This is a genomic window from Thermodesulfobacterium commune DSM 2178 (assembly GCF_000734015.1).
GTDB classification, from domain to species: Bacteria; Desulfobacterota; Thermodesulfobacteria; order Thermodesulfobacteriales; family Thermodesulfobacteriaceae; genus Thermodesulfobacterium; species Thermodesulfobacterium commune.
This window is the reverse complement of sequence record NZ_CP008796.1, coordinates 213,839-226,390: the sequence shown is the minus strand read 5'-3', so window position 1 is coordinate 226,390 and position 12,552 is coordinate 213,839. Positions and strand designations below refer to the sequence as shown.

The 12,552-nt window shown below is 36.6% G+C and carries 11 protein-coding genes; all 11 read right to left on the bottom strand.

Annotated features, from left to right (window positions below; all coding sequences use genetic code 11):
• Positions 1-9: 9 nt before the first annotated feature.
• Positions 10-1,161: an acyl-CoA dehydrogenase family protein gene (locus tag HL41_RS01175; RefSeq protein WP_144241951.1), complete on the bottom strand. Its 1,152-nt coding sequence runs from the start codon at positions 1,159-1,161 to the stop codon at positions 10-12.
• Between the two features lie 92 nt (positions 1,162-1,253).
• Entirely contained in the window at positions 1,254-1,745 is a 492-nt protein-coding gene (locus tag HL41_RS08895; RefSeq protein ID WP_051754411.1) for a DUF655 domain-containing protein, read from the bottom strand.
• A 9-nt stretch (positions 1,746-1,754) separates the two neighbouring features.
• Positions 1,755-2,075 (bottom strand): TusE/DsrC/DsvC family sulfur relay protein, encoded by a 321-nt coding sequence (locus HL41_RS01165; protein ID WP_038063418.1) that lies wholly within the window; start codon positions 2,073-2,075, stop codon positions 1,755-1,757.
• A gap of 119 nt (positions 2,076-2,194) precedes the next feature.
• The gene (locus HL41_RS01160) at positions 2,195-2,647 is read right to left on the bottom strand and encodes an N-acetyltransferase (RefSeq protein ID WP_038063414.1); all 453 of its coding nucleotides are present in this window, start codon (positions 2,645-2,647) and stop codon (positions 2,195-2,197) included.
• Positions 2,648-2,664: 17 nt separating this feature from the next.
• Entirely contained in the window at positions 2,665-3,354 is a 690-nt protein-coding gene (locus HL41_RS01155) for an SPOR domain-containing protein (protein WP_038063412.1), read from the bottom strand.
• Between the two features lie 13 nt (positions 3,355-3,367).
• Positions 3,368-5,020 carry an arginine--tRNA ligase gene (argS, locus tag HL41_RS01150; protein WP_081856446.1) on the bottom strand — a complete coding sequence of 551 codons (1,653 nt, stop codon included), beginning with the start codon at positions 5,018-5,020 and terminating at the stop codon, positions 3,368-3,370.
• Positions 5,001-5,192 (bottom strand): hypothetical protein, encoded by a 192-nt coding sequence (locus HL41_RS01145; protein ID WP_038063410.1) that lies wholly within the window; start codon positions 5,190-5,192, stop codon positions 5,001-5,003. Before HL41_RS01145 ends, argS begins: the two co-directional genes overlap by 20 nt.
• Before the next feature lie 3 nt (positions 5,193-5,195).
• Complete coding sequence (locus tag HL41_RS01140; protein ID WP_051754410.1) at positions 5,196-5,933, bottom strand: RluA family pseudouridine synthase; 738 nt, start codon at positions 5,931-5,933, stop codon at positions 5,196-5,198.
• The gene (locus HL41_RS01135; RefSeq protein WP_158506213.1) at positions 5,930-9,601 is read right to left on the bottom strand and encodes an AsmA-like C-terminal domain-containing protein; all 3,672 of its coding nucleotides are present in this window, start codon (positions 9,599-9,601) and stop codon (positions 5,930-5,932) included. Before HL41_RS01135 ends, HL41_RS01140 begins: the two co-directional genes overlap by 4 nt.
• Before the next feature lie 48 nt (positions 9,602-9,649).
• Entirely contained in the window at positions 9,650-10,597 is a 948-nt protein-coding gene (pdxA, locus tag HL41_RS01130) for a 4-hydroxythreonine-4-phosphate dehydrogenase PdxA (protein ID WP_038063405.1), read from the bottom strand.
• A 48-nt stretch (positions 10,598-10,645) separates the two neighbouring features.
• Positions 10,646-12,535, bottom strand: coding sequence for a molecular chaperone DnaK (gene dnaK, locus HL41_RS01125; protein ID WP_038063402.1), 1,890 nt, complete (start codon positions 12,533-12,535; stop codon positions 10,646-10,648).
• Positions 12,536-12,552 lie beyond the last annotated feature (17 nt).

The window sequence follows — 12,552 nt, the reverse complement described above, 5'->3', positions numbered from 1 at the left end:
ACCTCTCGTTTATTTATAGTGTTTAAGCAACTCTCTAGCAATCACGTTTCTCTGGATTTCATTTGTCCCTTCGTAAATCTGCAGACACTTTGCGTCTCTAAAATACTTTTGAACAGGATAATCTCTCATATAACCTAAACCACCCATCATTTGGATAGCTCTTTCGGTAACCCACATAGCCACATCTGTAGCAAAACATTTTACCATAGATGAAGCCCCAGAAAAATCTTTAGCCCCCCGATCTATAAACCGGGCTACACTATAAAGTAAACTCCTTGAAGCCTCGATTTTCATCGCCATATCAGCAAAGGTATGGCTTACTGCTTGAAACTGATAAACAGGTTGCCCAAATTGAATCCTTGAGGAAGCGTGTTTTAAAGAAACCTCCATCGCTGCCTGAGCTATTCCTACAGCCTGGGCTCCTGCACCGCATCTGGCATAATCTAAGGTTTTTAAGGCCACAATAAATCCCATACCTTCTTTAGCAAGAAGTCTTGACTTAGGGATCACACAATCATTAAAAAAAAGCTCAGTGGTAACCGAAGTTCTTAACCCCAACTTCTTTTCCTTTTTGCCTACTGTAAAACCGGGGTCACCCTTTTCTACTATAAAGGCACTGGCACCTCTTGCCCCTTTAGAAGGGTCTGTAAGGGCTATAACCACATAAATATCTGCTATACCTCCGTTAGTAATCCACTGTTTTACTCCATTTAATACATAATAGTCTCCTTCTTTTTTAGCTGTAGTTTTGATCCCAAAGGCATCACTTCCTGCCTGAGGTTCTGTCAAGGCAAAAGCACAAAGGCTCTCTCCTTTAGCGATACGAGGTAAGTAATGAGCCTTTTGCTCTTGATTACCAAAAAAAATAATAGGATAAGCTCCAAGAAAAGAAGCAGCATAAGTAGTAGAAACACCTGCACAATAGTAAGAAAGATGTTCCACTGCAAGACACATCTCCAAACTACCCAAACCCAAGCCTCCATATTCTTTAGGAACAATTATTCCAAAAAAATCGGCTTGGGCTAAGGCCTTTATAGGTCTTTCATCATAAACTTCTTTTTCGTCCCATTCCAAGGCATAGGGCTTTATATACTCTTCTCCAATCCTTTTGATAAGGTCAACCAACAATTTTTGAGTGTCATTTAGCCCGTAATCAATCATAAAAACACTCCTGCAAAATTCAAAATTTCCTCTATTTTACTAAAAAATCTCTGTTAAGCAAGATAAAAAAGGGAACTTATGAAAAATAGAGATTATGGGTTTAAAGGTCTTAATGTGCTTTTATATTTCAAAGGAACAGTCTGAGGAAATTGAGTATAATGAACTTTACCTTTTTCGTCTACATAGTAATAAATTGGGTTGTTCACTTCTAAATTAGAAGGAAGGTTTTTATTTCTACTTTTTGAGGTTGATTTTTTTTCTTGTTTAGCTTTTTCTCCTTCTTCTCCTAGAGTAAGATAAGGCTTTAACAATTGCAATTTTTTAGGACCTATCCCTTTTACTTTTTCTACGTCCTCCCAGGATTTAAAAGGCCCGTTTTTCTCACGATAGTCTACAATAGCTTGGGCTGTTTTCTTACCAATGCCAGGAAGTTTTTCTAAATCTTCTACTGTAGCCTGATTTATGTCTAATTTTTTAGCAAAAACTAAAGAAACACTCAATAAGACGCACAAAAGAAAACCAACACTACATAAATAAAAGAAAAGAAAGGGGCGAGAAAGCCCACCCCTTTTATGAAAAGACATTTTTGTGCTTTACACACACCCGGTAGGTTTAGGTAATCCAGCCATCTTACAAGCACCTTTTCCAGGACCAGAAGGGAACAACTCATAAATCTTCTTTAATGGAAATCCGGTGACCTTGGACAAAATTCTAACCATAGGAGCAACACCGTTCTTTCTGTAGTAATCCTGAAGGACGTTAATTACCTTCCAGTGTTCTTCGGTTAACTCCTGGATACCTTCTAATTCCTTCACATACTCAACCCATTCTTTACACCAAGCATCAAGACCACCTGCTAAGAATCCGTCCTCATCTACTTCAAAAACCTTACCTTTGTACTCAACTGTTGGCATACCTAACACCTCCTTTTATTTTTTAATAAAACGTTTTTTTCAAAAAAAATATTCTAAACCTTAAAACTTATTTTTACAATTTATTTTTATCTATTTTTACAAAAAAGTCAAGGGTAATTTTAAAAAATTTCTTTAATCATCGGTACTTCATCACAATCAGGAAATTTGGGACATCTTACGCAGTCTGACCACACCTTGTAAGGCAACTCAGACTTATTAGTTCTTACAAACCCTACCTTTTCAAAAAAAACCGGCACTCTGGTCAACACAAAAACCCTTGGTATTTCAAGTTCTTTTGCCTCTTGTAAACAAGCCTTTACCAAAGCTAAACCAATACCCTTATTCTGATATTCCTCACTTACCACCAAAGACCTTATCTCTGCTAAATCTTCCCAACAAATCTGCAAGGCACAAGCGGCAACCACTAAATCTTTATCTTGATAAACAAAAAAATCCCGCACATGTTCATACAATTCAGATAAAGACCGAGGAATAACCTCTCCAGTTTTAGAAAAATGTAAAATTAGTTTATAAATATACTTTATATCAGAAAGTTTTGCCTTTCTTATCATTATTTAAACCTGATAACTTACTTTAATTCTACAACAAAGGGGTTGCTTACTCCAAGGTCAGAGACTACCTTAGTAGCTGCTTTTTCTGCCTCTTCTCTGGAGGCATATCTACCTACATAAACCTTATAAAGGGTTTTTCCCTCAGAAGGAATAGCTTTTACCGTAACCTTATAACCTTTTTTTTCAGCTAAAGTCCTCAACTTTTCAGCAGATTCCTTTTGCGAAAAAGCACCCACCTGAAGCGCAAAAGACCCTTGTTTTATCTGGTTAGAGATTTTAGCTATCTCTTTGGTTTTAGAGGTAAGTGGTTTTTCCTTGGAAGGTTCTTTTACTTCAGATACCTTAGGTTTAGCCTGCTTTTTTTCTTTTTCTATTACTTGAGCTTCTGGTTCAGGTTTGGAAGGAGAAACAAAGGCTTGAGAAGAGGCATTTCCCTTAAGATCTACAGGTTTTTCAGCTGTGGCGTTTAAACCAGAAAGAGATGGGGTTGTCGCACTTTCATTACTTGTAAGAGAAGGAGGAGGTGGAGGGGGGAGCTCCTCTTTAGAGGTAGACTCTGCGGCTATCTTCTCCTGTTCTTTAGAACCTAATTTACTTCCTACCCAAACTCCTATAATAAAACTCCAAACCAACAAACACAAACCAAAAAGTATAATAAAAACTAAAGCAATCCTACTTACCTCTATTTTTACTTTCTTACCCTCCATAAAAACCTCCTTTTTACATTTTTTCTGGAGAGTTAACCCCCAAAAGGTTTAGACCATTTTTTAGAACTATTTTACACCCTAAACACAACCCCAGTCTAGCTAAAGTTAACGGTAGATCATCTGAAAGCACTCGATGTTTAGTATAAAACTCATGAAATTGTTTGGCAAGGTCTAACAGGTAATAAGTAATTTTATAGGGAGCATAAAACATACTTGCTGATTCTATAACTTCTTTAAATTCTTCTATCTTTTTGGCAAGAGCAATCTCTTCCTCTGAAGAAAGAAGGCTAAAATCTACCTCTCTCCAGTTTATTTCTCCTAAACCTTGCTCTCTTGCTTTCTCAAAAATACTGCAAATCCTTGCGTGAGCATATTGTACATAATAAACTGGGTTTTCTTGAGACTGCTTTTTGGCCAAATCTATATCAAAATCTAAAGGAGAGTCAGAAGACCTGGATAAAAAAATAAATCTGGTAGCATCTACCCCCACCTCATCTAAAAGTTCTTTTAGCTCTACAAATTCCCCTTGTCTGGTGGACATGCTTTTTAGTTCTCCACCTTCTATAAGATTAACCATCTGAATAAGAATTACTTTTAAATTTTCTGGATTTAAACCTAAAGCCTTAAGAGCCCCTTTTAACCGTTTTACATATCCATGGTGGTCTGCTCCCCAAAGGTTGATCGCAAGGTCAAACCCACGGTCTACAAACTTTTCATGATGATAGGCGATGTCTCCTGCAAAATAGGTATATTCTCCGTTAGAACGAATAAGCACCCGGTCTTTTTCATCTCCAAAATCAGAAGACCTAAACCATAAAGCACCTTCTTTTTCATAAACTAAACCTTTTTGTTTTAAAAGGTTTATCAAAGCATCTACTTTGCCTTTTTCATAAAGGCTTTTTTCTGAATACCAACTATCAAAAACTACCCTGAACCTATCAAGGTCTGATTTTATATCTTCAAGGATGGTCTTTATCGCTATCTCTCTGCAGATGGCTATGGCCTCTTTTTTTTCTAATTCTAAAAGGTTAGGATAGTCTGCCAAAACCTTTTTGGCTATATCGTAGATGTACGCACCTTTATAAAAATCTTCCGGAAAATTGATCTTTTCTCCTTTTAACTCCTTAGCCCTGAGATAAACAGACTCCCCTAAAATATCCATTTGAGTACCTTTATCGTTTATGTAATACTCTCTGATAACAGAATAACCAGTGAACTCTAAAACCCTTGCTAAAGAATCTCCATAAGCTGCACCCCTTCCATGTCCTATATGAAGAGGCCCCGTGGGATTAGCGGAAACAAACTCAACCAAAACCTTTTTCCCTTTACCTAAGTCAATCCTACCATAGTTATCTTTTTCTTCTATGACTTTAAGCAAGTTTTCAAGATAATACTGAGTAGATACCCAAAAATTGATAAACCCTGGTTTAGCAACCTCTACCTTTTCAAAAAGAGTTTTTTCGTTAGTTAGTTCTTGAACCAACTTTTCAGCTATTTCTAAAGGAGAAAGGTTTAAGGAGTTTTTTAAAACAAAGGCTATGTTGGTAGCATAATCCCCAAAAAAACCTTTTCTTGGGGTCTCTATTTCAAACTGAGGCAAAGGTATCTCGCCAAAAACAGTCTTAACAGCCTTTTCTACTGCCTCTTTAATCCTCTGCTTTATCAACCTTGGTCTCCTTTCTTAGATTTTTTAAAAGGGTTAGGTCAGGAGAATAGTCAGGACACTTCAAGGGTTGGGTATTGTCAAAAGAAAACTTTTTAGCACAAAACTCCCTCCAAGCACAGGTAGCACATAAAACAGGAAGTTCTGAATTTGAACTTTCTTTTTTTTTCTCCAAAGTTTACTCCTGGTAAAGTTTTTTTAAATCTTGAAACTTTTTATTAAGAAACTCCAAATTTAAGGTTTTGTCAAGATTGGGGAAAGAAAAATATTGAGGTAACGGAGCCAATACTTCAACAGGTTCTTTTTCCAGAGGATGGGGGAAACATATAAAACAAGCATGCAAAAGAATAGCCTTACCCTGATTAACCAATCTTTTGGCTCCATATCTAACATCCCCTACCACAGGGAACCCAAGACTACTTAGGACAGCCCTTAGTTGATGTTTTCTTCCTGTAATCGGAAAAAGCAAGACTAACGATCTATTTTTTACAACCTGTAACGTTTCATAATATGTTAGACTTTCTTTTGCACCTTCTTTAGGTTCCCAAAAAACCAAAGCTTTGTGAGATTTTTGATCCCATTTAAGATAAGCCCTGATCAAGTTTTGACCTTTTAAAATTCCTTCTACCTCTGCAAGATAAAATTTACCCACCTCTTTCTGTTTAAAACTTTCGGTAAGTCTTCTGGCTGCTTTTGTGCGCTTGGCAAAAACTAATGCTCCAGAAACAGGTTTATCCAAACGATGAACCACCGCTAAAAAAACGTTTCCTGGTTTATTATCTCTTTTTTTTAAATAATCTTTTAACAAATTTAACAAAGATACCTCTAAATCCTTTGCTCCCTGAACCACCATTCCAGCAGGTTTATTTACCACCAAAAGACTTTTATCTTCAAAAAGGATAAAATCTTCTTTCATGGAGTTCGATTTATGTTCTCTCTTTCTTTTAAAAGTTCTTCTTTCTTTTCCTGAAAATTAGATGCCTTTTGAGAAGGCTTTTGATAAAACTCTTCAGAAATTCCGAATAACCTAAAGATAAAGGTGAAAACCCCTTTTCCTAAACTACTGGGATGTAAGGGAATGATGTTATAATTATCGTATGTCCCTACCACCTGTAAAGGTAGGTAAACTAACATCCTCGGTTTCCCAAGAACCCATTTCCCTAACCCTGGAACCTTTTCTAAAATCACGTCTATCGTTTTGAAAGGAGAGGCATAAAAAGTAAGGTTTAGTTCCTTGTTTTTCAAGTTTATCGGTCCCTCGCCAAACAATCTAAAACCTGAGGCTGAAAGAAAGGCTTCATCTATGAGTAAAGTCGTATCGGTAAAGCGGGAGTTGAAAATTAATTCTTCGTAGGGTAATAACTGACTTTCTAAATTAGGAATTTTTCCTCTAAAAAGGTCTATCGGACTTAAAAAACCCAAAAGATGAGCTATAAGAGGAGCACGGTAAATATATCCCTTTTTAGATTTAAGTATCAACTCTCCTCTGCTATTCGTAATCCAATCTTTACTATTTCCTTCAAAAAAGGCATATCCTTTTACCTTATAAGGACCTTCTAAGATTACGGTAGGCATCTCTTCTGGATACAGACAGGAAAAAAGGTCTAACAGGTCTCCTTCTGAAGGTAAAAGTTCTACAAAAACTTGATGGGCTTCCCCTGATAAAGAATAGATAAAATCTAATCCTAATCCGCAAAAATTAGCCTTGGTCAGGTTGGCCCATAAAAGTTTCGCTTTAGTGTTTAAACTTAAGTCTAAACTAAAGTTTTCTACCTTATGGGAGGTAGGAAGAATAAGGTCGTTTGCGTTCACCTTTAACTCTGCTATTAGAGGAATCCCTTGGAAATAGTCCCAGATTTCTTTTTTAACCGTTTTATCAGAGGTTTCTTGGGTTGAGCTTAAACCTAAAAACTTTTTTAAATCTATTTTTTCAGACCTTAAATCCCCTGTAACCAAAACATATTTTTGGTTGGTATCCACCTTTAAGTCAGCTAATAAGGTAGAATTGTTCCATTCAAACTTAAACTTTCCATGAATCGTATGGTTCTTAGCAATCTTTCCTTCACCCTCAATCGCTATTCCATCTTTAAACTTAACTCCTTGAAGTGTAAGCCAACCTTCTTCAAGAAAAAGGTTTCTGTTTAAGTAGTCGTTTGCCAAAGACACTAAGATATTTTTTTCTTTTTTAAACTTTAAGTGCAAATTGTTTTCTACTAAACCTTCTAATGGGTAAGGTACCTTATCAAAGATTGTTCCTAACTCTTCCAAACGAGTTTTACCTTGCAGGGTTAAATCTATTTGATTTTGGTTTAACCTTAATCCAAACTTCTGCTGACTTTCTTTTCCGTTAAAACTCCCCAAAATTGAGGTTTGGTCTTTAGTTTGGTCCAAAGTTACAGAAATTTCTTTATCTGAGATCTTAAAGGTTCCTCGGGATTGAACCTGTCCGTCTCTATAAACCAAAGATAGGTTTTCTATGTTTATCGGAGATTTTAATAGAAAAGAAGCCTCTTTAAGCCCTAAGACCTTCTCAATCTTATCCTTTAGTCTTTCTTTCACCTCTCCTTTTAGTTCTAAAAAAATTTCTTGGTCAAAAACCCTACCCTTACCTACAAAATTAGAGTCTTCTATTTCAAAAGCGGCCTCTCCAAAAGAAAGACACCCATCGCGCCAAACTAAAGGTAAACTTTCTGAATAACCAGAAAATCTTTCTCCTTTTACCTCTTCACCTATCCTAAGATTTACTGCTTTTCCCTTTAAAAAGAGATTGCCTAAAATAGCCTGTTTTAGGTTTACTTGCTCTTGGGCTAACTGTTTTAAATTCCCTCGAAATTCCCCTTCTTCTATCTCTAAATTTTCAAATTTAAGGCCCTTTTCCTTAAAAAACACAGCTACCTCTCTTACCTTATCCTTTAGAAACTCTAAAAACTCAGGTTTTATGGTCACTCCCCAAACTTTAACCCTAAAGTCTAAAGAGGATAAATTTAACTCCAAACCTCCATCTTTTATCGCTAATTCTTTATTAAATACATTCAGATTAGAAAGATTTAGTTTGTCTTTGTAGTAAAAAATTTTAGCTGTTTTTAAACGTAAGAATTTGGTATAAAAAGGCACGATTAATGATGCATCTTCTGAATCTATGTCAAAGGAAAGTTGAAAAGCATCTAAAGGACCTCTTAGTTCTATCTTAGAAACAAGGGAACCCTCTGTTTTAAATTCTTTTATTTTTTCTTGGTAAGACTTAAACATGTCAAAGTTTGCTACAAGATCTTGGATTTTTTCTGCCCTACCTGAGATGGTTCCTTCTAACCAGAGCTCAGGCTGTCTTTTTGAAAGGTCTAAACTGAAACTTTTTACCGTTCCCAAGACAGAACCTTCTACTGCCAACGTCCCGTTAAAGATAAGCCTTCCTTCTGAAAAACCCACCTCCCCTGTGACTTGTTCTAAGTCTAAAGGAAGAAAACCCAGAATGATCTGACCTTCTTTCAACTTACCTTTCGCTTTTATCCTTTTATAGTCGATAAGCTCTTGCAAATCTTTTCCTGAAGAAACAACCTCTATATCTTCCAAACTTCCATTACCGATATAATCAAAAACCTCTTTTACCTCTTTTTGTTTTTCAAAAAGAAGGAGTCCTATTTTTTTTATCTCAGCCAAATCAAGTTTCTTAACCTTAAGGCTTGCTTCTAAACCCTCTTTTTTCTTTACAAACTCTCCCTGAGCGTCTAAAAAGGGATTTCTTAAAAATACTTTTTTAAGGGTTAACCTAAGGCCATCTTTTTTAGAGCTAAGAACCCCGGTAATCACACCCCCTAAAAACCTTTCTCGAGAGAATTGTTTAAAAACCAGTTGAGGGTTTAACAGTTGAAAAGAAAGATTAAGTTTTTCTTTTTCTAAACTCAGCTCAGCCATCAAATCAGAAGTAAGACGCCCTATAAACGGTTCTCCACCCTTAATAAAATTGGTAAAATCAAAATTCTTAGCCTCAATTGAAGTTTCTAAGAAAAGGTTTGCAAGATTTAACCTTCCTTTTATCTCAGCTTCTTTAAACTGAGGACTTTTAAGAGATTTTAACTCCCATAAGGTTTGATGTCGATCAATTTTCAAAAAAAGGTCTGTGTGATCAAAAATCAACCATCCTATAGAGGTTTCATACTCTATGGTTGCCTCTTCAACTTTCATGTTAAAAGGAGCCATGTTTTTTAATTGGTCTTTTAACTGATACAAGTTGAAAGGTTCTGGTGACCAATAAGACTTTAATTTAAGTTTTTTTACCTGAAGACTTTCGGGAAAAAGCTTAAACCTAAAAATTTTTGATAAAGATAAAAAAGCAGTAGCTTCAGGAGTCTCCACTTCATAATATCTATTTTTAAACGTAAAATCTTTGATCCTTACCTTTCCTTCAAAAACATCTATCTTTATTTCTTTATAGTTTATATCTATCTTCTGGGTGTTTTTTAAAAAGTTGATCAGAGGTCCTTTAATCCAGGGACGATTAAGAAAAAAATCTATGTTCACTACACATAAAAATAACAAAGAAAAGACAAAAACAAGCAAAAGAAGAGTAAAACGAATTTTTTTCACCATTGTTTATGGATTTTAACCCTAAAAGGTTAAAAAATCAAGAAAAGTTTAGACTTGGATAAGTTTATAAGCTAAATGTATTGCCTGGATAAAACTTGATGGGTTAGCAACACCTTTGTTTGCTATATCATAAGCTGTACCATGACAAGGAGAAGTCCTTATTACTGGAAGTCCTAAGGTTATGTTTACCCCGTCTTCAAAATGTATAAGTTTAAAAGGAGCAAGCCCCTGATCGTGATACATGGCAACTACCAAATCATAACGTCCTTGATAAGCCCAGAAAAAAAGACTATCTGCAGGATAAGGGCCATATACGGGAAGACCAGCTTTTTGACAAAGGGTTATGGCCTCTTTTAAAACCGTTTTTTCCTCTTCACCTATAAGGCCTCCTTCTCCGGCATGGGGATTAACCCCACAGAGGGCGATTTTTGGATTTAATACTTTAAGTTTTAGTAAAAATTCAAAGGAAAGCTTAGCTGTAGCAAAAACTTTGTCTGCGGTTATCTTTTCTGGGACCTCTTTTAGAGGAATATGTGTAGTAACCAGCGATACTTTTAATCTTTCTCCATAAAAACTCATCACAAAATCTTTAGCCCCAAGCTCTTGAGCCAGCCACTCTGTATGTCCCTTATATTTAATCCCAACCTTTTCTAAACCCTCTTTACTTATAGGTCCGGTAACAATCGCCTTTATCTTACCTTCTTTAGCAAGGTCTATGGCTTTTTGTACAAAAAGTCCCATTGCCTTAAATCCATCAACCGAGGGTTCCCCAGGCTTTACATCTATTTCGGTAAGAGATAGAATTTCTAACTCAGGAGGGATTTTAATCCCTAACCATTTAGCCCTTTGTTCTATAACCCGAGCGTCTCCTATAATCAAAAGAGAGGATAAAACCTCAGGAAATTTCTCTTGAAAATGTTGAAGTGATTTAAGGATTACTTCTGGACCTATCCCTGCAGGACACCCTAAGGTAATACCTATTTTATTTTCTATCAAAAAAGACCTCCTTGGGAAAGGAGGCTAAAAAGCCCCCTTTTCCCAAGTTTATTTCATTTCTTCGAAATCAGCGTCTATCACATCATCTCCACCTTTTTTCTGAGAACCTTCTTGAGATGTATAAGAAGTTTTTTCTCTGTAAAGCATCTCTGCAAGTTTATAAGAAGCCTGGGTTAATTCATCGCTTGCCCTTCTTATTTCGTTTATGTCCTCCCCTTCCATAGCCTTCTTTAGTTGAGCTATCTTTTCTTCTACTTCTTTTTTAAGAGGTTCTGAGACCTTGTCTCCTAATTCTCTTAAGGTTTTTTCTACAGAATAGATAAGACTGTCTGCCTGGTTGCGAGCTTCGGCAAGCTCTTTTTTTCTTCTGTCTTCTTCTGCAAACTGTTCTGCCTCTTTAATAATTCTCTGGATTTCCTCTTCACTTAACCCTGAAGTAGGTCTTACCACGATAGACTGTTCTTTCCCGGTGCCTAAGTCTTTAGCAGTAACATGTAAGATACCATCTGCGTCTATGTCAAAAGTAACCTCTATCTGGGGTACTCCTCTTGGAGCAGGAGGTATACCTACCAGGTCAAATTTTGCGATACTCTTGTTGTCTTTAGCCAAAGGCCTTTCTCCTTGCAAAACATGAATGGTAACTGCTGTCTGATTATCGGTAGCTGTGGTAAAAATCTGACTCTTTCTAGTAGGAATGGTGGTACCTCTCGGTATGATAACTGTAAAAACACCTCCCAAGGTTTCAATTCCCAAAGAAAGAGGAGTTACGTCTAAAAGAAGCACATCCTTTACCTCTCCTTTTAATACTCCAGCCTGAATGGCAGCACCCATAGCCACCACTTCATCTGGGTTAACACCTTTCACAGGCTCTTTTCCAAAGATTTCTTTTACCTTTTGTTGAACCCTTGGCATACGGGTCATACCACCAACTAAAATAACCTCACTTATATCCTTAGGAGTAATTCCTGCATCTTTCATGGCAATACGACAGGGTTCTTCTAATCTTTCTATCAAATCCTCTACTAAACTTTCAAGCTTTGCCCTGGTTAACTTCATTACCAAATGTTTAGGTCCTGAGGCATCAGCGGTAATAAAAGGAAGGTTTATCTCAGTCTCTAAGGTGCTTGAAAGCTCAATTTTAGCCTTTTCAGCAGCTTCTTTTAACCTTTGTAAAGCCATTTTATCCTGTCTTAGGTCTATCCCATGCTCTTTCTTAAACTCTTCTGCGATGTAGTCTACTATTCGCATATCAAAATCTTCACCACCTAAAAAGGTATCTCCAGAGGTTGACTTAACTTCAAATACACCATCTCCTATTTCTAAGATAGAGATATCAAACGTTCCTCCTCCAAGGTCAAAAACAGCAATCAAACCTTCTTTTTTCTTTTCAAGTCCATAGGCTAAGCAAGCAGCTGTAGGCTCATTGATAATTCTGATAACGTTTAAACCTGCAATTCTACCTGCATCTTTGGTTGCCTGTCTTTGACTGTCATCAAAATAAGCAGGAACAGTAATTACCACATCTTTTACTTCCTGGCCTAAATACTCTTCTAAATCCTGCTTAATCTTCCTAAGAATCATGGCTGAAATCTCAGGAGGACTATACCGTTTTCCTCTTATTTCTACATGTGCATCTCCGTTAGGAGCTTCTACTATCTTATAAGGAACTCTTTTTTTCCATTCCTGTACCACCGGATCGTTAAACTTTCTACCCATCAATCTCTTAATTCCAAAAATGGTGTTTTCTGCATTGATGATGGCCTGCCTTTTAGCAGGAAGACCCACCAATATTTCTCCGTTTTCTTGGAAAGCTACCACCGAAGGTGTAGTCCTTGTCCCTTCTCTGTTAGGGATTACCTTGGGTTCACCACCCTCAAATATGGCAACACAAGAGTTAGTAGTTCCAAGGTCAATACCTACTATAGGTACCTTGCTCATTTTTCAACCCTCCTTTT